This is a genomic window from Streptomyces omiyaensis (assembly GCF_014650895.1).
GTDB classification, from domain to species: Bacteria; Actinomycetota; Actinomycetes; order Streptomycetales; family Streptomycetaceae; genus Streptomyces; species Streptomyces omiyaensis.
The window spans coordinates 25,618-49,144 of record NZ_BMVV01000012.1 but is presented as its reverse complement, the minus strand read 5'-3'; the positions used below and the strand labels follow the sequence as shown (position 1 = coordinate 49,144).

Annotated in this window: 17 protein-coding genes; 7 read left to right on the top strand and 10 right to left on the bottom strand. The window is 74.9% G+C overall.

Features of this window, described 5'->3' with window-relative positions; all coding sequences use genetic code 11:
* Positions 1-88: 88 nt before the first annotated feature.
* Positions 89-1,369 carry an SWIM zinc finger family protein gene (locus tag IE287_RS20765; RefSeq protein WP_189850623.1) on the bottom strand — a complete coding sequence of 427 codons (1,281 nt, stop codon included), beginning with the start codon at positions 1,367-1,369 and terminating at the stop codon, positions 89-91.
* A complete protein-coding gene (locus IE287_RS20760; RefSeq protein ID WP_229883621.1) occupies positions 1,366-4,206 on the bottom strand; it encodes an SCO1167/SCO6262 family helicase in 2,841 nt (946 codons plus the stop codon). Before IE287_RS20760 ends, IE287_RS20765 begins: the two co-directional genes overlap by 4 nt.
* Positions 4,207-4,436: 230 nt before the next feature.
* Here IE287_RS20760 and IE287_RS20755 point away from each other — a divergent pair, with 230 nt between their 5' ends.
* On the top strand, positions 4,437-4,769 hold the full coding sequence (locus IE287_RS20755; protein WP_189850621.1) for a hypothetical protein: 333 nt from the start codon (positions 4,437-4,439) through the stop codon (positions 4,767-4,769).
* A 99-nt stretch (positions 4,770-4,868) separates the two neighbouring features.
* On the top strand, positions 4,869-5,234 hold the full coding sequence (locus IE287_RS20750) for a DUF6343 family protein (protein ID WP_229883620.1): 366 nt from the start codon (positions 4,869-4,871) through the stop codon (positions 5,232-5,234).
* Positions 5,235-5,244: 10 nt separating this feature from the next.
* Here the strand turns inward: IE287_RS20750 and IE287_RS20745 are convergent, their stop codons facing one another.
* The 4 genes from IE287_RS20745 to rpsA all read right to left on the bottom strand — a co-directional run bounded on the left by IE287_RS20745 (position 5,245) and on the right by rpsA (position 8,920).
* A complete protein-coding gene (locus tag IE287_RS20745; RefSeq protein ID WP_189850620.1) occupies positions 5,245-5,613 on the bottom strand; it encodes a tetratricopeptide repeat protein in 369 nt (122 codons plus the stop codon).
* A gap of 56 nt (positions 5,614-5,669) precedes the next feature.
* The gene (gene coaE, locus IE287_RS20740; RefSeq protein ID WP_189850619.1) at positions 5,670-6,275 is read right to left on the bottom strand and encodes a dephospho-CoA kinase; all 606 of its coding nucleotides are present in this window, start codon (positions 6,273-6,275) and stop codon (positions 5,670-5,672) included.
* A 31-nt stretch (positions 6,276-6,306) separates the two neighbouring features.
* On the bottom strand, positions 6,307-7,245 hold the full coding sequence (locus IE287_RS20735; RefSeq protein WP_189850618.1) for a PAC2 family protein: 939 nt from the start codon (positions 7,243-7,245) through the stop codon (positions 6,307-6,309).
* 163 nt (positions 7,246-7,408) lie between these two features.
* Positions 7,409-8,920 (bottom strand): 30S ribosomal protein S1, encoded by a 1,512-nt coding sequence (gene rpsA, locus IE287_RS20730; RefSeq protein WP_030745969.1) that lies wholly within the window; start codon positions 8,918-8,920, stop codon positions 7,409-7,411.
* 354 nt (positions 8,921-9,274) lie between these two features.
* On the opposite strand from rpsA, the gene IE287_RS20725 reads away from it, so the two are divergent.
* Together IE287_RS20725 and IE287_RS20720 are read left to right on the top strand one after the other, a co-directional pair.
* Positions 9,275-10,114 (top strand): class I SAM-dependent methyltransferase, encoded by an 840-nt coding sequence (locus IE287_RS20725; RefSeq protein ID WP_189850617.1) that lies wholly within the window; start codon positions 9,275-9,277, stop codon positions 10,112-10,114.
* Positions 10,115-10,342: 228 nt separating this feature from the next.
* Positions 10,343-13,069, top strand: coding sequence for an ATP-dependent RNA helicase (locus tag IE287_RS20720; RefSeq protein WP_189850616.1), 2,727 nt, complete (start codon positions 10,343-10,345; stop codon positions 13,067-13,069).
* Here the strand turns inward: IE287_RS20720 and pgfA are convergent.
* The 3 genes from pgfA to IE287_RS20705 form a co-directional block, all read right to left on the bottom strand.
* The gene (gene pgfA, locus IE287_RS20715) at positions 13,053-14,048 is read right to left on the bottom strand and encodes a cell envelope lipid trafficking protein PgfA (protein WP_189850615.1); all 996 of its coding nucleotides are present in this window, start codon (positions 14,046-14,048) and stop codon (positions 13,053-13,055) included. The genes IE287_RS20720 and pgfA overlap by 17 nt on opposite strands.
* Positions 14,049-14,057: 9 nt before the next feature.
* Complete coding sequence (locus tag IE287_RS20710; RefSeq protein WP_189850614.1) at positions 14,058-14,198, bottom strand: SPW_0924 family protein; 141 nt, start codon at positions 14,196-14,198, stop codon at positions 14,058-14,060.
* A gap of 175 nt (positions 14,199-14,373) precedes the next feature.
* Positions 14,374-16,227, bottom strand: a complete 1,854-nt coding sequence (locus IE287_RS20705) for a lytic transglycosylase domain-containing protein (RefSeq protein ID WP_189850613.1) — start codon at positions 16,225-16,227, stop codon at positions 14,374-14,376.
* 248 nt (positions 16,228-16,475) lie between these two features.
* Here IE287_RS20705 and IE287_RS20700 point away from each other — a divergent pair, with 248 nt between their 5' ends.
* Positions 16,476-17,405, top strand: a complete 930-nt coding sequence (locus IE287_RS20700) for a DUF4184 family protein (protein ID WP_189850612.1) — start codon at positions 16,476-16,478, stop codon at positions 17,403-17,405.
* A gap of 176 nt (positions 17,406-17,581) precedes the next feature.
* Here the strand turns inward: IE287_RS20700 and polA are convergent, their stop codons facing one another.
* Complete coding sequence (polA, locus tag IE287_RS20695) at positions 17,582-20,293, bottom strand: DNA polymerase I (protein WP_189850611.1); 2,712 nt, start codon at positions 20,291-20,293, stop codon at positions 17,582-17,584.
* Positions 20,294-20,415: 122 nt separating this feature from the next.
* On the opposite strand from polA, the gene IE287_RS20690 reads away from it, so the two are divergent.
* Together IE287_RS20690 and IE287_RS20685 are read left to right on the top strand one after the other, a co-directional pair.
* A complete protein-coding gene (locus IE287_RS20690) occupies positions 20,416-22,704 on the top strand; it encodes an FdhF/YdeP family oxidoreductase (protein ID WP_189850610.1) in 2,289 nt (762 codons plus the stop codon).
* 63 nt (positions 22,705-22,767) lie between these two features.
* Positions 22,768-23,271 (top strand): PaaI family thioesterase, encoded by a 504-nt coding sequence (locus IE287_RS20685; RefSeq protein WP_189850609.1) that lies wholly within the window; start codon positions 22,768-22,770, stop codon positions 23,269-23,271.
* Positions 23,272-23,527: the final 256 nt, after the last annotated feature.

Sequence of the window (23,527 nt, the reverse complement as noted above, 5' to 3'; positions counted from 1 at the left end):
TTCGAGTGGTCGCCTCCGGCACCGCCCAAGCCGTCTCTTCCGGATCGTGCCGGGCGGCGCGGATCCGGCAGGATCCGGAAGGGACGGCCTAGCGGCCCAGGAGTTCGGCGAGGGCTCCTACCGGGTCGGCGTCCGGGGTGCCGCGCGGCCACCAGTCCTCGCGGTCGCGGTCCGATTCGTACGGGTACCACAGGCCGTCCCGGCCGAGCCGGAGTTGGAGCGAGGGGGCGGAGAGCCGGTTGCGCCAGGGGCGGAAGGCAGGGAAGCCGGCGGCGAGCAGGGTGGGTCTCGCCCGGTCGAACGGGCCCGCGGGCGGGTCCCACGGCTCCTCCAGGACCGCGAGCCCCTCCGCGCCGCCCTGGCGCCAGGCGGCGACGGCGCGGGCGAGGTCGGTGGGGGTCCGGTCGAGCGCGCCGGCCAGGTCCCGGTAGAGCGCCCGGGTCGAGGCGGTGAGCCCGGAGCCGGGGTGGGCGGCGGCGAGCCGGACCGCGTCCTGCCAGGGCGTGAGGGCGGCGACCGGGTCGTGCCCGGTCGCCAGGAAGGCGTGGGCGCGGGCGGCGGCCTCGCCCGCCAGGAGGTCGAGGGCGAGGGGGTCGGGGGCGTGCGTGTCCGGCGGGAAGACGGCGGGGCGCCCGGGGCGGTCCGGCAGCGGCAGCGGCGGGGGCAGCGGCAGGCCAGGCCCGGTGGCGGAGAGGACCTGCCGGGCGGGCACGGCGGGGAGGACGGGCCCGGTGGGGCCGGACTCGGCGGCGGACCGGGCCGCGTTGCGCCGGGAGAGCTCGGCGAGGAGCTCCCCCTCGCCGCGGCCGCGCATCAGGAAGAGGACGAAGGGGTCCTCGTCGAGGAGGCGGGCGGCCTGGTAGCAGAGGGCGGCGGCGTGCTTGCAGGGGAAGCCGTCGTCGGGGCAGGAGCAGTCGGGCAGCAGGTCGCCGGGGGCGGGCAGCAGCCCCTCCACGGCCTCCAGGGCGTGCGGGACCTCCTTGTCGAGGAGGGCGGCCATGTGCGCGGGGCGGGCGGCCGCCCGGCCGAGGAAGAGCTCCCATCCGTCGTCGCCGAGGGTCCGCATCCGGATCTCGGTGCGGTACGGACGGATCCGGCTGCCGTGCACGTAGGCGACGACCCTGCCGGGGGTGACGGTGATCGCGTCGACGTGGCCGCGCTCCGCGTAGGCCCGGCCGCGGCCGAGGCGGGCCTGGTCGAGCGCGGTGTGCTCCAGCGCGGCCACCCAGGCGTTCCCCCACCACGTGGCGGCGAAGCGCCCGTCGGAGGCGGCGCGGGGCGGGACGGCCGGGAAGGTGCGGCGGCGGTCGTCGTGGCGGGGGCCGGCGCCGCGCGCGGGGCGGGCGGCCCGGGCTCCGGGTCGGTTCACGCGGACCTCCTCAGGGAGACCAGGTCGGCCAGCTCTCGGTCGGTGAGTTCGGTGAAGGCGGCCTCGCCGGAGCCCAGGACCGCGTCGGCCAGGGCCTTCTTGGCGCGGAGCAGTTCGGCGATGCGGTCCTCGACGGTGCCCTCGGTGACGAGCCGGTGGACCTGGACGGGCTGGGTCTGGCCGATCCGGTAGGCGCGGTCGGTGGCCTGGTCCTCGACCGCCGGGTTCCACCAGCGGTCGTAGTGCACCACGTGGCCGGCCCGGGTGAGGTTGAGGCCGGTGCCGGCTGCCTTGAGGGAGAGCAGGAAGACGGGCACCTCGCCGGCCTGGAAGCGGTCGACCATCCGTTCCCGCTCGGCCACGGGCGTCCCCCCGTGCAGGAGTTGGCTGCGGATCCCGCGCGCGGCGAGGTGGTCGGCGAGGAGCCGCGCCATCGTCACGTACTGGGTGAAGACGAGGACGGAGCCGTCCTCGGCGAGGATGGTGTCGAGCAGTTCGTCGAGGAGGGCGAGCTTGCCCGAGCGGCCGGCGAGGCGGGTGGTGCCGCCGCGCGGCGCGTCCTCCTTGAGGTACTGGGCGGGGTGGTTGCAGATCTGCTTGAGCGAGGTCAGCAGCTTCATCACGAGGCCGCGGCGGGCCATCCCCTCGGCGGCCTCGATCAGGCCGAGGGTCTCGCGGACCACCGCCTCGTACAGCGAGGCCTGTTCGCGGGTGAGCGGGACCGGGTGGTCGGACTCGGTCTTGGGCGGCAGCTCGGGCACGATCCCCGGGTCGGACTTGCGGCGGCGCAGCAGGAAGGGGCGGACGAGCCGGGCGAGCCGCTCCACCGCCTCCTCGTTCTCCAGCTCCTCGTGGTTCTCGGCGGCGCGGGCGTGCCGGGAGCGGAAGGCCTTGAGCGGGCCGAGGAGTCCGGGCGTGGTCCAGTCGAGGATCGCCCACAGCTCGGAGAGGTTGTTCTCCACGGGGGTTCCGGTGAGGGCGACCCGGGCGGGCGCGGGGAGGGTGCGGAGCGCCTTGGCCGTCGCGGAGAAGGGGTTCTTCACGTGCTGCGCCTCGTCGGCGACGACCATCCCCCAGGGCTGCTCGGCGAGCCGGGCGGCGCGGGTGCGCAGGGTGCCGTAGGTGGTGAGGACGATCCCGCCGTCGAGGTCGCCGAGCTCGCGCGCGGTGCCGTGGAAGCGGCGCACCGGCACGTCGGGGGCGAACTTCGCCGCCTCCCGCTGCCAGTTGCCGAGGAGGGAGGCGGGGCAGACGACGAGGGTGGGTTCGCGGCGGGCCCGGCGCAGGTGGAGGGCGAGGACGGTGACGGTCTTCCCGAGGCCCATGTCGTCGGCGAGGCAGCCGCCGAGGCCGAGCGAGGTCATCAGGTCGAGCCAGGCGAGTCCGCGGAGCTGGTAGTCCCGCAGGGTGGCGGTGAGTCCGGGCGGCGGGACGGCCGCCTCGGGGCCGGCGAGCAGCCGGTCGCGCAGCACCGCGAGGGCGCCGACGGGCACCGCGGGGACGGTCTCGCCGTCGACCTCGGCGCTGCCGGTGAGGGCGGCGGCGAGGGCGTCGACCGGTTCGAGCAGGCCCAGCTCGCGCTTGCGGGCCTTGCGGACGAGGTCGGGGTCGACGACGACCCAGCGGTCGCGGAGCCGGACGACGGGCCGGTGGGCCTCGGCGAGGACGTCCATCTCGCCCTGGGTGAGCGGATCGCCGTCGAGGGCGAGCTGCCAGTCGAAGCGGAGCAGTTCGGTGGAGTCGAAGAAGCTGGTGCCGTCGGTGGCGGAGCCGGGTGCGGAGCGGGCGGGGCGGACGACGGCGGAGGCGCTGAGCGAGCGGGCCAGGTCGCGCGGCCAGTGCAGGGCCACCCCGGCGTCGGCGAGCCGGGCCGAGGCGGGGCCGAGCAGCTCGTACAGCTCGGCCTCGGCGACGGCCAGGACGTCGGGCGCGTCCCGCTCCAGGAGCCGGCCGAGCGGGGGCCAGATCCGGGCTGCCCGGCGCAGCGCGAGGAGGGCGTCGATGCGGGCGCGGGGGCCGAAGTGCTCGCCCTCCCCCGCCCACAGGGCGGCGCCGTCGATGACGAGGGTCGGGTCGGCGAGGCTGTGCACCTGGAGGATCGCGGCCGCCGCCTGCCGTCCGGGGCCGCCCTCGGCCTCGTCGCGCGCGTCGAAGAGCTCGGCGGCGGAGAGGTCCAGGCGGAGCGAGATCCGCACTCCGGCGTCCATCCCGGCGGCGGCCTCGGCGGCCCAGGCCCGGGCCCCGGGGAGGTGCTGCGCCCCGGCGGCGGCGAACGGCGCCCCGACCGCGTGGACGGCGGCGGGGGTACGGGGCAGGGTGTCGGCGACCGCGTCCAGGAAGGCCCGCACCAGTGCCTCCGGGTCGGGCAGCCCGAGCGGGCCGGACCCGGCGACGGGCACCGCGTGCGCCTCGTACGGCATCGCGGCGGCGACGGCCCGCAGGTGGGCGATGTCCTCGGCGTCGAGCGGACCGGCCCGCCAGGCGTCCAGGTCGTCCGCGGTGAGGCCGGGCAGCAGCCGGCCGCGGGCGACGAGGTGCAGGGCGTGCAGGGCGGCCGCGCCCCAGCAGGCGGTGGCGGGATGGGCGGCGGGACTGTGCCGGGCGGCGACGAGCAGGGGCAGGGCGGTCGCCACCGGCAGGGTGACCGCGGGGACCTCCCGGCCGCGGGCACCGGCGCCGTGCCGGCGGGCGACGGTGATCCGGGCGGGCTCCGCCCCGGCGAGGCCGTCGGGCGCGGGCAGGGCCGCTCCGTCGGGCGACCAGAGGGCGATCCGGCCGTCCCGGGGCAGCGCGGCCGGCAGGAAGACGGCGGCACGGGCCGTCCAGCGCTCCGTCACGGTGCCGCCCTCCTTTCCCCCGGGGTCCACCGGGCCGGCGCGGAGCGTCCGCGTCGGTGTCCCCGACCTTACGGGCGGGGACCGACAACGGGCGCGGGCCCCGGTCCCCCGACCGGCCCAACAGCGGATGACAACGCCCTCCGGGGGCGGGAGGGTGGCGTCGACCAGGGCTTTCAGCCCCCGGGGCTGCCGCCGACCGCCTCGTTCGCCCGACCGAAGGGGATCCCGCCATGTCCGTTCGCCGGCGTCTCACGACCGCCACCGGGGCCGTGCTGCTCACGCTCACGGTCGCGGGCTGCTCGGGCCTCGGCCGCACCGCCGTCGGTCCCGTCACGTACGAGACCCGCGGGGAGAAGGTGGTGCGGGTGATGAGCCCGCCGGTGAAGGGCTGCCACCGGCTCCCCCTGGGTGCGACCCGGGTGGAGAACGGCACCCTGATCGACCTGATCCTCTACCGGACCCCGCACTGCCGGGGCGAGGACACGATCTACCTGCCCACGAACAGCACCGACCAGATCGCGCCGAACACCCTGCCCTGGCGCAGCTACTCCCTCGTGCACTGAGCCGGCGCCGCCGGTTTCCGTCCGTCGTCCGTTCCTTTCGCCCCCGGCCGGGTAGATGCTGGAAGTGCTCGCAGGGATCCGACGGAAGAGGGCGCCGTCATGCGTACCGGGAGCGAGCCGGCCACCGCGCGCAGCGCGCTGCGGCTGCGGTTCTGGCTGAGTGCCTGGGGAATGGTGTGGGCGGTCTTCGGCACGGTGGTCTTCACCCTGGTGGGCCGACCCGGCTGGGCGGCGGCCTGCGGGCTGCTGCTCCTGGTGGTCGTGGTCGACATGGCCCTGGTGGTGCGCCGTCTGCGTCAGGGCCCGCACTGGCAGCCGGGCCGGGACGTGCCCCCGTACGAGCCGGACCACGGGGACGGGCGGCCCCGGCGCCCGTTCGAGGCAGATCGCGGCGGATGGCCCCGGAAGCCGGACGACGACCCCGGAGGGGCCGGGGGGCCCGGCGAGGGCGGTCGGGACGGCTGAGGCGGGGCGGTCAGGCCTCGGCGTCGAAGCCGGCCGCCCGGACGTACTCGGGGCGCGGGTCGAGGGCGGCGGCCAGCCGGAAGTGCCGGGTGGCGCGCGCCTCCTGGCCGGAGCGCTGGAGGGTGCGGGCGAGGGCGAAGTGGGCGAAGGCGTTGTCGGGCTCCCGCTCCAGCACCAGCTCGAACTCCAGCTGCGCGGGACGCAGCTGGGCGGCGGCGAAGAACGCGCGGGCCCGCAGGAGCCTGGCCGCGGTGTTCTCCGGATGCTCGGCGATCACCGAGTCGAGCAGTTTCACGGCACCACGGGGGTCCCGCGCGGCCAGCAGCTGCTCGGCGGCACGGAAGTCGATGACGTGCGTCTCCGGATTTCTCTCGGCCATGCAATGCATCCTTCCCACGATCCGGGCCGGGAACACCGGACGGGGTGTCCCCGGGTCTAGGCGGTCTCCGCCGCCCGGCGCGCCAGCTCCTCCCACACCGTGCGCACCTGTGGTTCCAGGGCGTCCAGGGGGCCGTCGTTGTCGATCACGAGGTCCGCGATCTCCAGCCGGGCCGCGCGCGTGGCCTGGGCGGCCATGCGGGCCGCGGCCTCCTGCTCGGCCATGCCCCGGAGCCGTACCAGGCGGTCGAGCTGGGTCTCGGGGGCGGCGTCCACGACGACGACGAGGTCGTAGAGGGGCGCCAGGCCGTTCTCGGTGAGGAGGGGCACGTCGTGGACGACGACGTCGCCGGGGCCCGCCGCGCTCTCCAGCTCGGCCGAACGGGCCCCGACGAGCGGGTGCACGATCGCGTTGAGCACGGCCAGCCGCTCGGGGTCGGCGAAGACGACGGAGCCGAGCTTCGGCCGGTCCAGGGTGCCCCCGGCGGTGAGGACGTCCTCCCCGAAGGCGGCCACGACGGCCGCGAGCCCCGGCGTGTCGGGCTCGACGACCTCGCGCGCGATCCGGTCCGCGTCGATCAGCACGGCCCCGTACGAGACGAGCAGCCGCGACACCTCACTCTTGCCGGCGCCGATTCCGCCGGTCAGGCCCACCTTCAGCATGGGCGGCAGCTTAGGGCCTGGCCCGGAGGGGCTAGGCGTCGCCCTCCCGTTCGGCGAGGAAGCGCTCGAACTCGCGGCCCAGTTCGTCGGCCGAGGGGAGGTCGACCGGCTCGGCCACGAGGCTGCCGCGGGTCTCCACACCGGCCATGGCGTCGTACTGGTGCTCCAGTCCCTGGACCAGGGCGACCAGTTCCTCGTCTCCGGCGCCGACCTGGCGGTCGATCTCGGTCTGGGTGCGGCGGGCCTCGGTGCGCAGGGAGTGGGCGACGCCGGGGAGGACGAGGCCGGTGGCGGCGGTGACGGCCTCCAGGGCGGTGAGCGCCGCGTCCGGGTAGGGGGAGCGGGCCACGTAGTGCGGCACGTGGGCGGCGACGCCGAGGGTGTCGAAGCCGGCCTCGGTGAGCCGGAACTCGATGAGGGACTCGGCGCTGCCGGGCACCTGCGCCTCGTCGAAGGGGCTGCGGTGGCCGGGCATGAGGTCGGTGCGGTTGCCGTGCGGGGTGAGACCGACGGGCCGGGTGTGCGGGACGCCCATGGGGATGCCGTGGAAGTTGACGGCGAGCCGTACGCCGAGCCGTTCGACGATCTGGGCGACGGCGGCGGCGAACCGCTCCCACTCGACGTCCGGCTCGGGGCCGGAGAGGACGAGGAAGGGGGCGCCGGTGGCGTCCTGGACGAGGCGGACCTCGATGGTCGGGGTCTCGTACGCGGTCCAGCGGTCGCGCCGGAAGGTCAGCAGGGGACGGCGGGCACGGTAGTCCACCAGCCGGTCGTGGTCGAAGCGGGCGACCACCTGGTTCGGCAGGGTGTCGAGGACCCGCTCGACGATCTGGTCGCCGGCCTCTCCGGCGTCGATGTAGCCGTCGAAGTGGTACAGCATGACCAGTCCGGCCGACTCCTGCGCCAGGGCAAGATCGACCACGGCCAGGCCCTTGGCGTCCCACTCGTACAAATCCTGGGGATCAAGCACGTCTACCGCTCCTCCTCGCGTCTCCAGGAAGAACGCGCGGGGGCGCGGGGTCATTCCCCCCGGGAGCCCTTGGTGCCGGGAACGCGACCGGGGCCCGCTCCCCCGGGAGGGAGCGGGCCCCGGTGTGCTGCTAGCGGCTAACGCCGTTCAGCGGTGAGCCTGTTCAGCTCTGGCCGCCGGCCAGCTTCTCGCGCAGGGCGGCGAGGGCCTCGTCCGACGCCAGGGCGCCGGCGGTGTCGTCCGACTCCGAGGAGTAGGAGCCACCGGAGATGCCCGCACCGGCGTTGCCGGCGGCCGGGGCGGCAGCGCCCTCGGCAGCGGCGGCCTCGTCGGCCTCGCGGGACTTGATGACCTGCGCCTGGTGCTGCTCGAAGCGAGCCTGCGCCTCGGCGTACTGGGCCTCCCACGCCTCGCGCTGGGTCTCGTAGCCCTCGAGCCAGTCGTTGGTCTCGGGGTCGAAGCCCTCGGGGTAGATGTAGTTGCCCTGGTCGTCGTAGGACGCGGCCATGCCGTACAGGGTCGGGTCGAACTCGACCGACGCCGGGTCGGCACCGAAGGACTCGTTGGCCTGCTTCAGGGACAGCGAGATCCGGCGACGCTCGAGGTCGATGTCGATGACCTTGACGAAGATCTCGTCGTTGACCTGGACGACCTGCTCCGGGATCTCCACGTGGCGCTCGGCCAGCTCGGAGATGTGGACCAGGCCCTCGATGCCCTCGTCCACGCGGACGAACGCGCCGAACGGAACCAGCTTGGTGACCTTGCCGGGGACGACCTGGCCGATCTGGTGCGTGCGGGCGAACTGCTGCCACGGGTCCTCCTGCGTCGCCTTCAGCGACAGGGAGACACGCTCGCGGTCCATGTCCACGTCGAGAACCTCGACGGTGACCTCCTGGCCGACCTCGACGACCTCGGAGGGGTGGTCGATGTGCTTCCAGGACAGCTCGGAGACGTGGACGAGACCGTCGACGCCACCCAGGTCCACGAAGGCACCGAAGTTGACGATCGAGGAGACGACGCCGGAGCGGACCTGACCCTTCTGGAGGGTCGTGAGGAAGGTCTGGCGGACCTCGGACTGGGTCTGCTCGAGCCAGGCGCGGCGGGACAGGACCACGTTGTTGCGGTTCTTGTCCAGCTCGATGATCTTCGCCTCGAGCTCCTTGCCCACGTAGGGCTGGAGGTCGCGGACGCGACGCATCTCGACCAGGGAGGCCGGGAGGAAGCCGCGGAGGCCGATGTCGAGGATGAGACCACCCTTGACGACCTCGATGACGGTACCGGTGACGATGCCGTCCTCTTCCTTGATCTTCTCGATGGTGCCCCAGGCGCGCTCGTACTGGGCGCGCTTCTTCGAGAGGATCAGGCGGCCTTCCTTGTCCTCCTTCTGGAGAACCAGGGCCTCGATCTCGTCGCCGACCTTGACGACCTCGTTGGGGTCGACGTCGTGCTTGATCGAGAGCTCGCGGCTCGGGATGACACCTTCGGTCTTGTAACCGATGTCGAGCAGGACCTCGTCCCGGTCGACCTTCACGATGACGCCGTCGACGATGTCGCCGTCGTTGAAGTACTTGATCGTCTCGTCGATCGCGGCGAGGAAGGCTTCCTCGTTACCGATGTCGTTGACCGCAACCTGCGGGGTGGTGCTGGTGGCGGTGGTCTCGGTGCTGCTCGTCATGTGGGAAAGGGCTCCGGTTACGGACAGAAAGTCGTAGGTACTGCTACGCCGAGAGCCCGTATCGCACTGAAGAAGCCAGACAGCCGATGAAGCGCCTTCCGGAGAACGGAGGCGCCTCGCAAACCGAGGGGACCGCAACAGGTGCGAGCGCGGCCTGCTCCGTCTGAGGCGCGCAGGCCCGCAGCGCAACCTTTAGCATACGGGGGCGGCCGGACAGGGTCAATGCGCGAAGCGCCCACCCGGGATAGAACCACGCAAACCCGGCACAACTCGTGTCCGTTCGCGTCCTCCCGCGCCTCATCGGCGGGGTCCGCCGGCAGGCGGCACTGAGCGCAAACTACATCGGCGGGCGAGATGAACCAAGAGTACGAACAGGAAGATCCCCTCTCCTCGGACGAGGAGGAGGCGGAGGCGACCCGCCGTGACGCGGGGGACGCGGAGAGCAGCCGGGCGAGCCGGAGCTGGTGGGACCGGAACGCCGACGAGTACCAGAGCGAGCACGGCTCCTTCCTCGGGGACGACCGCTTCGTGTGGGGTCCGGAGGGCCTGGACGAGGCCGAGGCCGGCCTGCTCGGGCCGGCCGAGGAACTGAAGGGGCTCGACGTCCTGGAGATCGGCGCGGGCGCGGCGCAGTGCTCGCGGTGGCTGGCGGCCCGGGGGGCCCGCCCGGTGGCACTCGACCTCTCGCACCGGCAGCTCCAGCACGCGCTGCGGATCGGCGGGGAGGTGCCGCTGGTGGAGGCGGACGCGGGGGCCCTGCCGTTCCGCGACGGCGCCTTCGACCTGGCCTGCTCGGCGTACGGGGCGGTGCCGTTCGTGGCCGATCCGGTGCGGGTCTTCCGCGAGGTGCGCCGGGTGCTGCGGCCGGGCGGGCGGTGGGTCTTCTCGGTGACGCACCCCATCCGCTGGGCGTTCCCCGACGAGCCGGGGCCGGAGGGCCTGTCGGTCGCGGCCTCCTACTTCGACCGGACGCCCTACGTCGAGCAGGACGAGGCGGGGCGGGCGGTGTACGTGGAGCACCACCGGACGCTCGGGGACCGGGTGCGGGACGTGGTGGCCGGCGGATTCCGGCTGGTGGACCTCGTCGAGCCCGAGTGGCCGGCGTGGAACGGCCAGGAGTGGGGCGGCTGGTCGCCGCTGCGGGGGAACCTGATCCCGGGCACGGCGATCTTCGTCTGCGAGCGCGAGGACTGACCGGATCCGGACGAGCCGCCGGACACCGGGCGGTCGCGGCGGCCGGGTCCCCGGCGGTCGCGGCGGCCGGGTCCCCGGCGGTCGCGGCGGCCGGGCGCCGGGGGGCGCGGCGGTCGGACGCCGGGCGGTCGCATCAGCCGCGCCAGCCGGACGCGGATAGTCGTACTTATGGGCGGGCCTGTGGACAACCGGGCCCGCCCTTTTCCTTGCGCGTACGAGACTGAGTGCGTGATCCGACACGACGTACTCGATCTGCTTCCCGTCCGCCACGCCGTTCCCGAGCTGCTGGCCGCACTCGCCGGGGGCGGCACGGCGGTGCTGCACGCGCCCCCCGGCACCGGCAAGACGACACTGGTGCCGCTGGCCCTCGCGGGGCTGGTCGGGGACGGGCCGGAGCGGCGGGTGCTGGTGGCCGAGCCGCGCCGGATGGCGGTGCGGGCCGCGGCCGGGCGGATGGCGTGGCTGCTGGGGCAGGAGGTCGGCGGCGCGGTCGGCTACTCCGTGCGCGGGGAGCGGCGGGCCGGCCCTGGCACCCGGGTCGAGGTGGTGACGACGGGCGTCCTCCTCCAGCGGCTCCAGCGGGACCCGGAGCTGGCGGGGGTGGACGCGGTGCTGCTCGACGAATGCCACGAGCGGCATCTGGACGCCGACACGGCGCTCGCGTTCCTCGTGGACGTGCGGGCCGCGCTCCGGCCGGAGCTGGGGCTCGTCGCGGCCTCGGCGACCAGCGACGCGCAGGCGTGGGCGCGGCTGCTGACCTCCCAGGAGGGCGGCGGGCCGGCGCCGGTGGTGCGCAGCGAGGGCGAGGGGCACGGGTTCGCGGTGGTCCACGCGCCGCCGCCCGCCGGGATCAGGCCCGCGCACGGCACCTGGGTGGACCCGGCCCTGCTGCGGCACGTGGCGGCGACGGTCCGGGAGGCGCTGGCCCGGCACGGGGGCGACGTCCTCTGCTTCCTGCCCGGCACCGGGGAGATCGCGCGGACCGCCGGGCTGCTGGACGGAGTGGACGCGGAGGTGCTCCAGCTGCACGGGCGGGCCCCGGCGGCGGTGCAGGACGCGGTGCTGCGGGGCGCGGGGCCCGGGGGGCGCCGGCGGGTGGTGCTGTCGACGTCGGTGGCGGAGTCGAGCCTCACCGTGCCCGGGGTGCGGATCGTGGTGGACGCGGGGCTGGCCCGGGAGCCGCGCATGGACCACGCCCGCGGGCTCGGCTCGCTGGCGACGGTTCCGGTGTCGGCCGCGGCGGCGACGCAGCGGGCGGGGCGCTCGGGGCGCGAGGCGTCGGGGACCGTGTACCGGTGCTGGGCGGAGGCGGAGGAGAGCGGCCGGGCGCGCTTCCCGGCGCCGGAGATCCGGATCGCGGACCTGGCCGACTTCGCGTTGAGGACCGCCTGCTGGGGCGACCCGACGGCGGAGGGGCTGGCGCTGCTCGACCCGCCGCCGGCCGGGGCGCTGGCCGCGGCGCGTTCGGTGCTGGCCGCGGTCGGGGCGGTGGACGAGGCCGGCAGGGCGACCGGGCGGGGCGTGCGGATGGCCCGGCTCGGTCTGCATCCGCGGCTCGGACGGGCGCTCCTCGACGGGGCGGCCGAGGTGGGCGTGCGGCGGGCCGCCGAGGTCGTGGCCCTGCTGAGCGAGGAGCCGCCCCGGAGCTACGGCGACGACCTGGCCGCCGCCTGGCGCGAGGCCCGCCGGGGCGGGGACGGCTACGGGGCGCGCTGGCGCGCGGAGGTGCGCCGGCTGGAGCGCGCGGCCGCCTCGGCGGGCGCCGGGACGGAGGCCGGCGGGGCGGAGGCCGGCGGGGCGGAGGGCGGAGCTTGGGAGGGGGCCGCTCGGGACGGGACGTCGGACGGGGCGCCCGGCGGGGCCACGGGCGGGGCTCTCGGTGGGGCTCCGGGAGGGGGCCGGGGCGGAAGGCCTGACGGGGCCCGGCAGGGGGCGTCGGGCAGGGCAGCGGGCGGGGCCTCCGGCGGGGAAGGGGAGGACGTGGTGGCGGGGGTGGTGACGGCCTTGGCGTTCCCGGAGCGGGTGGCCCGGGCCCGGGAGCGGGGCGGGCATCTGATGGCGTCGGGGAGCGGGGCCCGGCTCTCCGAGGGGTCGGGGCTTCGGTCGGCGCCGTGGCTGGCGGTGGCGGTGGCGGACCGGACGGCCCGGGACGCGACGGCGCGGGTACGGCTGGCGGCGGTGGTGGACGAGGCCGTGGCCCGGCGGGCGGCGGGGCATCTGCTGCGCGTGGACGAGGAGGTGCGCTGGGAGGACGGCGACGTGGTCGCGCGCTCCGTGGAGCGCCTGGGGGCGGTGGAGCTGACCGTCCGGCCGCTGGGGGCCGCGGCCGGTCCCGCTCTGGTGCGGGAGGCGCTCCTCGACGGCCTGCGGCGGGAGGGGACGGGGCTGCTGCGCTGGGGGCGGGAGGCGGTGGAACTGCGCGAGCGGCTGGCGTTCCTGCGCGGGGCGGTCGGAGGGGCGTGGCCGGACGTGTCGGAGGAGGCGCTGGTGGAGCGGGCCGACGAGTGGCTGGAGCCGGAGCTGTCGCGGGCGTCGCGGCGGGCGGACCTGGGGCGGATCGACGCCGGCGAGGCGCTGCGGCGGCTGCTGCCGTGGGCGTCGGGCGAGGCGGGACGGCTCGACGAGCTGGCACCGGAGCGGATCGCGGTGCCGAGCGGGTCGCGGATCCGGGTGGCGTACGGGGAGGGGCGGCCGGTGCTGGCGGTGAAGCTCCAGGAGCTGTTCGGGCTGGCCGAGACGCCCCGGGTGGCGGGGGTGCCGGTACTGGTGCACCTGCTGTCCCCCGCCGGGCGGCCGGCGGCCGTCACCGCCGACCTGGCCTCGTTCTGGCGGGACGGCTACCGGGCGGTGCGGGCGGAGCTGCGGGGCCGGTACCCGAAGCATCCGTGGCCGGAGGACCCCTCCTCGGCGGAGCCGACCCGGCACACGAGCGCGCGGCTCAGACGGGAGGGGTGACGGCCTCGGGGGCCTTCCCGGGCGCCGCCGCGGGGGCGGGACGGCGGGAGCGGGCCTCCAGCCAGAGGGCGAGGGCGAGCAGTGCCGGCGCGAGGAGGGCGAAGGTCCACGGGAGGCGGGAGACGAGGAGGAGGACGGTGGTGCGGTTGGCGGAGACCAGCTCGACGGTGTCGGCGATGTAGTCCTCGCGCATCTTCACGTGGCCGTCGAAGACGGTGACGGTGTCGGTGCCGGTCAGGGCCTTGGCGCCGCGGAGCTCCTCCTTGTGGATCTCCTCGCCGTTGACGGGGGCTCCGGTGACGGGTTCGACCCAGAACATGCGCTTGGTGGTGTACCAGCGGGAGAGGCCCATCCCGGCGATGACCTCGGGGGTGATGCCCTCGACCGGCATGGTCTTGGGCATGGGCACCTCGGTCCAGGGGACGGTCTGCTCGTAGTAGTAGACCTCCAGGCCGCGGAAGGTGCGGGTCCCCACGTAGTGGATGGGGGCCGAGGTGCGGGTCTGGGCGTCGAAGTAGAGGTAGTCGCGCTTCTCGGTGAGGAAGGGCCACTTGTACTCGATGCCCTCGCGCTCGACCGGGTCGCCGTCGACCATCTCCCCGGGCACGTTCACGGGGTCCTGGCTGTGGGCGTCGAAGACGTACCGCTCGGGGATCTTGGACACCATCCTGCCGTCGGGTCCCGTGACGTAGGACAGGGTGTCCCAGACGACCACGTCGCGGTCGGTGTCGCGCTCGATCCGCTTCGACTCCTCCACGTTGCCCTTGAGGGTCTGGATGATCGTGATCTTCTCGACCTCGCGGGCCTTGAGGGTGCCGTAGTCGAGGAGGGTCGCGGGGCGGGCCTCCAGGACCACCTCCTGGTACTGGTTCGGCGGGATCTTGGCCAGCCGAGGGAAGGCGTACCAGCGCAGGGTGGGGGCCATGGCGGCGAGGAAGACCGCGAGGGAGAGGAGGACGAGGCTGGCTCGGCGGCGCACGGGGGCTCCCTACTTCTTCGGGCCGGGGTCGGCGGTGAGCAGGGGCCTGGGCGAGGTGGGACCGTCGGGCGGCAGGTCGACCAGGGAGAGGAGCAGGACGAAGAGCAGGACGGGTACGAGTCCGATGGCGGCGGCGACGAGTGCGCGCATGTCGGCCTCCCGGCGCGTGATCTGATGGGTCGTCAGGACGGGGGCACCGTAGCAACGCGACCGCGAGATGAGAACAGCTCGCGGTGGGCGGACCGAAACGCGCGCCGCCCCCGGCGTCCCGGGAGGGACGCGGCGGGGGCGGCGCGGTGGAACGGGGGAGCGGGGACGGACCCGGTCAGGCGGAGGGCGACGGGCTCGCGGTGGGCGAGGCCGAGGCGGAACCGGACGCGGTCGGCGACGGGTCGGCCGTCGGTGCCGGGTCCGGGCTCCCGGTCGGGTCCGGGCTCGCGGGCGGCGTGGTGGCCGGGGCCGAGACCGTGAGGGTCAGCTTCGCGGTGCCGCCGCCGGGCGCGGTGAGCAGCAGGACGTAGGAGCCCGCCTTCTCGCCCGCCACCAGGTCCTTGATCGACACCCGGCCCCTGTCGTCGGTCTTCAGGACCTTGGTGCGGATCGGGTTGCCCGCGGCGTCCTTGCCGAAGGACGGGCCGTCGGCACTCTGCTCCGCGGAGTCCTCGGCGTCGGTGACCACCGCGGTGACGGTCACACCCGCGGCGAGCGCGCCGTCGAGGCGCGCCTCGACCGTGACGTCGGCGTAGCCGGCGCCGGGCGCGGCGGTCAGGTCGGCGTCGCCGACGCGGGCGAGGGCGCCGGCCTTGCGGACCTCGACGGTCGCCTTCAGCTCGGCGGCCGGCAGGGAGCGGCCGGGGACGGTGGCGCGGACGGTGAAGGGCTCGGCCTTCTCGCCGGCGCGCAGGGCGGGGGCCTCGGCGACGCCGTCGGCGCCCGTGGTGACGGTGACCGTCGTGGCGCCGGCGGGGAAGCGGGCGTCGGTGGTGGCGGGCAGCTCGAAGCGGACGCTGACCCCGGCGACCGGACGGCCCGAGGCGTCCACGGCGGTGACGGTCGCGGCTTCGGCGAAGGTGCTCTCGGTGACCGTGGTCAGCACCGCCGTGCCGGCCTTGAGGCGCGACACCCGGAGGGTCGGCGGGACCTCGACGGGCTTGGCGACGGGCGGCCGGGACGGCTCCGTGACCGGCGGCTTCGTCGGCTCGGCCGGCTTCGACGGCACGGTCGGGGACGGCGTGGGCCGCGGCGACGGGCGCTCCGGCGCCGGGGTCGGCGAGGGGGAGCCCGGCTCCGTCGGGCGCAGCGGCCTGCCGGGGGCGGGGCGGTCGCTGCGGTCGACCGGGAGGAGGCCCGTGCCGTCGGGGACGGTGTGGGTGCCGCGCCCGTAGTACTCGAACCACGAGAGGACGGTGGTGAGGTACTCGGTGGAGCGGTTGTAGCTGAGGATCGCCCGGTCGAGGTCGGCCTTGATGGCGAGGTTCCGTCCGCCCGCGCACAGGTACATGCCCGCGGCCTGGGCGGCGTCGTAGATGTTGTTGGGGTCCTTCTTCCCGTCGCCGTTGGCGTCCTGGCCCCAGGTGGCCCAGGTGGACGGGATGAACTGCATGGGGCCGACGGCGCGGTCGTGGGTGGCGTCGCCGTCGAAGGCGCCGTCGTCCGTGTCCGAGATGTTGGCGAAGCCGACGCCGTTGAGGACCGGGCCGAGGATCGGGGAGAGGGTGGTGCCGTTGCCGTCGACGCGGCCGCCGCGGGCCTGGCCGGACTCGACCTTGCCGATGCCGGCGAGGAGTTGCCACGGCAGGTTGCAGGAGGGGTCGGAGGCGCGTACCGAGGCCTCGGCGCGCCGGTAGGCGGCGAGGACGGTCGCGGGTATGCCGGCCTCGGCGGGGCCGGTGACGATCGGCACCTGGGGTGCGGTGGGCAGCGCGCCGGGGCGGTTCGGCGTGTTCAGCGGCGGCAGGTCGGTGTAATAGGGCGAGTCGCCGGTGGCCGAGCCGTCGCCGATCCCCCCGGCGGGCTCCGTCGCGTCACCGGCGCCGATGGCGCTGTCACCGCTGAGGTTGTCGGTCGGCGGCGGTATCGCCCCCGGCCCCTGCGAGGCCGCGAGCGCCGCGACCGCGGCCGCCACGATCGCTCCGCTCGTGGCGCCCCTGCGCAGTCGGCGGCCGAATTGCGCTGCCATACCGGTCCCTCCCCAATCGGCTGCGGCCGCACGCTCCCCGCGCGTGACCTCAGGCGACCCTATGCGATGTCCGTATCACGGGACACCACGGGCTGACCGGGTTTCACGCTTTCGTCACCCCTTGGCCTCCCGTCGGCCGGACACGGAGGTCCGCGCTCCGGACGCGGGGGCCCTACGGGGAACCGCCCCGGGGGCGCGGCGCCTCTTGCCTACGGGCCGATCATCCGTACGACCGGGAGGTTCCTTCGGTGCCCTTCACCCTCAGTCACGCCGCCGCCGTGCTGCCCGCGCTGCGGAGGGACGGGACGGCGCGCGGTCCGCTCGTCGCCTCCGCCATGGTCGCCGGGAGCTTCGCCCCGGACCTCACCTACTTCGCGGCGACGGCGGTGCCCGGGGCGATGGAGTTCGGGGACGTGACCCACTCCCCCGTCGGACTCGTCACCGTCGACGTGCTCGTCGCCGCCGTCCTGGTGGGGCTCTGGCTGACGGTCCGCGAGCCGCTGGTGGGGCTGTTGCCGGAGCGGTGGCGCGGCCGGGTGTACGCGGTGGTGCGCGGCCGGCCGTGGCGGGAGCGGCGGCCGGCCGGACTCGCCCTCTGGTTCGCCGTGTCGGCGGTGCTCGGCGCGACCACGCACGTCGCCTGGGACGCCTTCACCCACCTCGACCGGTGGGGGACGCGGACGCTCCCGTTCCTGGCGGAGGTGGTGGCGGGCTTCCCGGTCTACCAGTACGCGCAGTACGGCGGTTCGGCGCTGGCGCTGGCGCTGCTCGGCTGGTTCGCGGTCCGGGCGCTCGGCGCGGTGCCCGCGGGGACGGAACCGCCCGCGACGGTGCCGGCGCCGGGCCGGCGGGGCCGGCGGGCGGGGCTGCTGCTGATCGGGGGGTGCGTGGTGGCCGGGGTCGCGCACCGGGTGCTGCGCTGGGCGGCGTACTGGGGCTGGGACCGGATCGAGAACCCGCTGGACATCGTCCCGACCGCCTGTTTCGGGGCGGGCGCGGGGCTCTTCGCGGGGCTGGTGCTCCACGGCACGGCGGTCCGGCTGTGGGCGCGGAGAGCCGCCCCGCTGCCCGCGCCCGCCCCGGCGGCGGGCGAGTCCGGGGACCCGGCCGGGACCGGGGTCCCGGGCGGTCCGACGGAGCGGTCCCGTCCGGCCGTGCGCCGACCGGGCGTGCGCTGACCGGGCGTGCGCCGACCGGGCGTGCGCTGACCGGGCGTGCGCCGACCGGGCGCCGGGCGCGGAAGGAACCGGGCCGCCCGCCCCGGACCCGTGGTGGCGGAGGACGCCGGTGGCCGCACCCCTCGAAGGGGTGCGGCCACCGGCGTGTGGATGCGCATGCGGATACGGGCGCGGGCTCAGTGCGCGGCGGAGTCCCAGTCCGGTCCGACGCCGACGGAGACGTCGAGCGGGGCACGGAGCTCGACGGCGGCCGCCATCTGCTCGCGGACCAGGACCTCGACCCGCTCGCGCTCGCCGGGGGCGATCTCCAGGACGATTTCGTCGTGGACCTGGAGGAGCATCCGGGAGGCGAGGCCCGCCTCGGTGAGGGCCGCGTCGACCTTGAGCATGGCGACCTTGACGATGTCGGCGGCGGTGCCCTGGATCGGGGCGTTGAGCGCCATCCGCTCGGCGGCCTCGCGGCGCTGGCGGTTGTCGCTGTTGAGGTCCGGGAGGTAGCGGCGGCGGCCGAACATAGTCTCGGTGTAGCCGGTGGCGCGGGCCTCGTCGACCACCCGGCGCAGGTAGTCCCGCACCCCGCCGAAGCGCTCGAAGTAGGTGTCCATCAGGCCGCGGGCCTCGCCCGGGTCGATGTTCAGCTGCTGGGAGAGGCCGAAGGCGGAGAGGCCGTAGGCGAGGCCGTACGACATGGCCTTGATCTTGCGGCGCATCTCGGCGTCGACGGCGGACCGCTCGACGCCGAAGACCTGGGAGGCGACGGTGGTGTGCAGGTCCTCGCCGGAGGTGAACGCCTCGATCAGGCCCTCGTCCTCGGAGAGGTGGGCCATGACGCGCAGCTCGATCTGGCTGTAGTCGGCGGTCATGAGGGACTCGAAGCCCTCGCCGACGACGAAGCCGTGCCGGATGGCGCGGCCCTCGTCCGTCCGCACCGGCACGTTCTGCAGGTTGGGGTCGGTGGAGGAGAGGCGGCCGGTGGCGGCGACGGTCTGGCTGAAGGTGGTGTGGATGCGCCCGTCGGCGGCGACGGTCTTGATCAGGCCCTCGACGGTGGAGCGGAGCCGGGCCTGCTCGCGGTGACGGAGCATGATCACCGGCAGCTCGTGCTCGGTCTGGCCGGCCAGCCAGGCGAGCGCGTCGGCGTCGGTGGTGTAGCCGGTCTTGGTCTTCTTGGTCTTCGGGAGGTTGAGCTCGCCGAAGAAGACCTCCTGGAGCTGCTTGGGCGAGCCGAGGTTGAACTCGTGCCCGACGGAGGCGTGGGCCTCCTTGACCGCCTGCTGGACGGCTCCGGCGAACTGCTGCTCCATGGCCTCCAGGTGGTCGCGGTCGGCGGCGATGCCGTGCCGCTCCAGCCGGGCGAGGAGGACGGAGGTGGGGAGCTCCATGTCGTACAGCAGGCCGCGGGCGTTGACCTCGTCGAGCCTGGTCCCGAAGGCGGCGCCCAGATCGAGGACGGCGCGGGCCTGGGTCATCAGGGCCTCGGCCTCGGCGTGGTCCTCGGCGCCGAAGGCGAGCTGGCCCTCGGAGGCGGCGGCGGGGGCGAGCTCGCGGCCGAGGTACTCCAGGGAGAGGGCGTCGAGGGCGAAGGAGCGGCGGCCGGGCTTGACCAGGTACGCGGCGAGCGCGGTGTCCATGGTGACGCCGGCGACGCTCCAGCCGTGCTCGGGGAAGACCCGCATCGCGCCCTTGGCGTTGTGCAGGACCTTGGGGCGGGCCGGGTCGGCGATCCAGGCGGCCCAGGCCCGCTCGTCGGCCTCGTCCAGCTCGCGGGGGTCGAACCAGGCGGCCTCGCCGCCGGCGCCGGCCAGGGCGATCTCGGAGACGCTGCCGGTGCCGAGCGCCCAGCTGTCGACGGTGGCGACGCCGAGGGGCTGCTCGCCGTGGGCGGCCAGCCAGCCGGCGAGCTCGCCGGAGCCGAGGACGGTGAAGTCGAGCTCGACGCCGGGGGCGGGGGCGGGCGCGGCCTCCTCGGCGGAGCCGGGGTCGACGGCGAGGAGCCGCTCGCGCAGCGAGGGGTTGCGGATCTCCAGGGTGTCGAGGACGAGGGCGACGGCCGTGCGGTCGTACGGCTCGCGGGCGAGCTCGGCGACGGTCCTGGGCAGCTCGACGTCCCTGACCATCTCGGTGAGGACGCGGTTGAGCTTGACGGACTCCAGGTGGTCCCGGAAGTTCTGCCCGGCCTTGCCCTTGACCTCGTCGGCGCGCTCGACCAGCTCGGCGAAGGAGCCGAACTGGTTGATCCACTTGGCGGCGGTCTTCTCGCCGACGCCGGGGATGCCCGGGAGGTTGTCGGACGGGTCGCCGCGCAGGGCGGCGAAGTCCGGGTACTGGGAGGGGCTGAGCCCGTACTTCTCCTGGACCTTCTCCGGGGTGAAGCGGGTCAGCTCGGAGACGCCCTTGGTGGGGTAGAGCACGGTGGTGTGCTCGGTGACCAGCTGGAAGGAGTCCCGGTCGCCGGTGACGATGAGGACCTCGAAGCCGGCGGCCTCGGCCTGGGTGGCGAGGGTGGCGATGATGTCGTCGGCCTCGAAGCCGTCGACCGCGAAGCGCGGCGCGTGCATCGCGTCGAGGAGCTCGCCGATCAGCTCGACCTGGCCCTTGAACTCGTCGGGGGTCTTGGAGCGGTTCGCCTTGTACTCGGGGAACTCCTCCGAGCGCCAGGTCCTGCGGGACACGTCGAAGGCGACGGCGAAGTGCGTGGGCGCCTCGTCGCGCAGGGTGTTCGCCAGCATCGACGCGAAGCCGTAGATCGCGTTGGTCGGCTGTCCGGTCGCGGTGGTGAAGTTCTCCACGGGCAGCGCGAAGAACGCCCGGTACGCGAGCGAGTGCCCGTCCATGAGGAGCAGGCGGGGGCGGTTGTCTGCGGGGTTCTTCGATGCTGTCTCGGCCACGGGACGATCCTGCCACGGACCGCCGACAATCCCGTCCACACCGGTCGGGGTGCCGGTCCGCCGGTGCCCCGTGACAGGATCGGAGACGTACCCCACAGGTCGATCGCTCAAGGGAGAGCGCGATGGTCAGCAAGCCGCCGGCAGGCGACCCGGTCCAGGACGCGCCGCAGGTCACGCCGCCGCAGCACGCCGCCGCCGGACTGCCCGCGATCGGGCACACCCTGCGGATCGCCCAGGAGCAGATGGGCGCGGTGCGCACCGCGCGGACGCTGCTCCGGGTCAACCAGAAGGACGGCTTCGACTGTCCCGGCTGCGCCTGGCCGGAGGGCGACAAGCGGCACCTGGCGGAGTTCTGCGAGAACGGCGCGAAGGCGGTCGCCGAGGAGGCGACGCTGCGCCGGGTGACGCCGGAGTTCTTCGCCGCGCACCCGGTGGCGGAGCTGGCGGAGCGGTCGGGCTACTGGCTGGGGCAGCAGGGCCGGATCACCGAGCCCGTCTACCTGCCGGAGGGCGGGGACCGGTACGAGCCGGTGAGCTGGGAGCGGGCCTTCGCGATCCTCGCGGAGGAGCTGACCGCGCTCTCCTCCCCCGACGAGGCGCTCTTCTACACCTCGGGCCGGACGAGCAACGAGGCCGCGTTCCTGCTCCAGCTCTTCGCGCGCGAGTTCGGCACCAACAACCTGCCGGACTGCTCGAACATGTGCCACGAGTCCTCCGGCTCGGCGCTGACCGAGACGATCGGCATCGGCAAGGGCAGCGTCTCCCTGGAGGACCTGCACCGGGCGGACCTGATCATCGTGGCGGGGCAGAACCCGGGCACCAACCACCCCCGGATGCTGTCGGCGCTGGAGAAGGCGAAGGCGGCCGGAGCGCGGATCATCTCGGTGAACCCGCTGCCGGAGGCCGGCCTGGAGCGCTTCAAGAACCCGCAGACCCCGCGGGGCGCGCTGCGGGGCGCCGTGCTCACCGACCTCTTCCTCCAGATCCGGATCGGCGGCGACCAGGCCCTCTTCCGGCTGCTGAACAAGCTGGTCCTCGACACCCCCGGGGCGGTCGACGAGGAGTTCGTGCGGGAGCACACCCACGGCTTCGGGGAGTTCGCCGCGGCGGCCGGGGAGGCCTCCTGGGAGGAGACCCTGGCGGCGACCGGTCTGTCGCGCGGGGAGATCGAGCGGGCCCTGGAGATGGTGCTGGCCTCCGAGCGGACGATCGTCTGCTGGGCGATGGGGCTGACCCAGCACAAGCACTCCGTGCCGACCATCCGCGAGGTGGTCAACCTGCTGCTGCTCCGGGGGAACATCGGGCGGCCCGGCGCGGGCGTCTGCCCGGTCCGCGGGCATTCGAACGTGCAGGGCGACCGGACGATGGGCATCTTCGAGCGCCCGGCTCCGGCCTTCCTGGACGCGCTGGACGAGGAGTTCGGGATCGTCTCGCCCCGCCACCACGGCTTCGACGTGGTGCGCTCCATCCAGGCGCTGCGGGACGGCGAGGCGAAGGTCTTCTTCGCGATGGGCGGGAACTTCGTCGGCGCGACCCCGGACACCGAGGTCACCGAGGCGGCGATGCGCAGGGCCCGGCTGACCGTGCACGTGTCGACGAAGCTGAACCGCTCGCACGCGGTGACGGGCACGCGCGCGCTGATCCTGCCGACGCTGGGCCGCACCGACAAGGACGTGCAGAGGAGCGGGCGGCAGTTCGTGACGGTCGAGGACTCGATGGGCCAGGTGCACGCCTCGCGCGGCAACCTGCCGCCGGCCAGTCCGCACCTGCTCTCCGAGCCGGCGATCGTGGCCCGGATGGCGCGGGCGGTGCTGGGCGGGGCGTCGAGGACGCCGTGGGAGGACTTCGAGGCGGACTACGCGGCGGTGCGGGACCGGATCGCGCGCGTGGTGCCCGGCTTCGAGGGCTTCAACGCGCGCCTGGCGGCGGACCCGGGCGGTTTCGCGCTGCCGCACGCGCCCCGGGACGAGCGCCGCTTCCCGACGAGGACGGGGAAGGCCAATTTCACGGCGGCGCCGGTGGAGTACCCGCGGGTGCCGGAGGGCCGGCTGCTGCTCCAGACGCTCCGCTCGCACGACCAGTACAACACCACGATCTACGGCCTGGACGACCGCTACCGGGGGATCCGGGGCGGCCGCCGGGTGGTGCTGGTGCACCCGGCGGACGCGGCGGCGCTGGGCTTCGCGGACGGGGCCTACGCCGACCTGGTGAGCGAGTGGACGGACGGCAGCGAGCGGCGGGCGCCCGGTTTCCGGGTGGTGCACTACCCGACGGCCCGGGGCTGCGCGGCGGCGTACTACCCGGAGACGAACGTGCTGGTCCCGCTGGAGTCGACGGCCGACATCAGCAACACCCCCGCGAGCAAGTCGGTCGTCGTGCGTCTGGAAGAATCGCCGCAGCCGTCCGCCTAAGCGCTTGCTCAGTCAGCCGGGCGACGGAAGGATCAGCCGCACGACGACGAACGGAGCCGGGTCATGGGTGAGCAGCAGCACGTGAAGTTCCCGCAGGAGGTCATCGACGAGTACGCCGCGCTCGGCGTGGATCTGCCGGCCCTCTTCTCCGCGGGCCACCTGGGGAACCGGATGGGCGTGCAGATCCTGGAGGCGTCGGCGGACCGGGTCGTCGGCACCATGCCGGTCGAGGGCAACACCCAGCCGTACGGTCTGCTGCACGGCGGCGCCTCGGCGGTGCTCGCGGAGACCCTCGGCTCGGTGGGCTCGATGCTGCACGGCGGCACGACCAAGATCGCGGTCGGCGTGGACCTGAACTGCACCCACCACCGGGGGGCGCGCAGCGGTCTGGTGACCGGCGTGGCGACCCCGGTGCACCGCGGGCGGTCGACGGCGACGTACGAGATCGTCATCAGCGACGAGGAGGGCCGCCGGGTCTGCTCGGCCCGCCTGACCTGCATGCTGCGGGAGATCGGACCGAAGGACGCCGGCGCCCTGCCGCAGGAGGGCGGGCCCAACGGCGCCTGAGCCGGGGCCGGATGGCCGGGGTCCGCGAAGGGGGCGGTGCGCGGGGGCGCACCGCCCCCTTCGGCGCGTCCGGGACCGGACGCCCGGGGTGGCGGACGGGCGGGGGCCCGCGGCGGATCCACCCCCGGTCACCGTGCGCGCCCCAACTCCCTTCGCCTTCCGTCGTTTTCACGCCAGACCCTCCCAACTCCCCTGCCTCGGAGGTACGTTCGAGAGCGATGGATTCCGGCCGGGTCGGGGCGTCCGACCGTCCGGT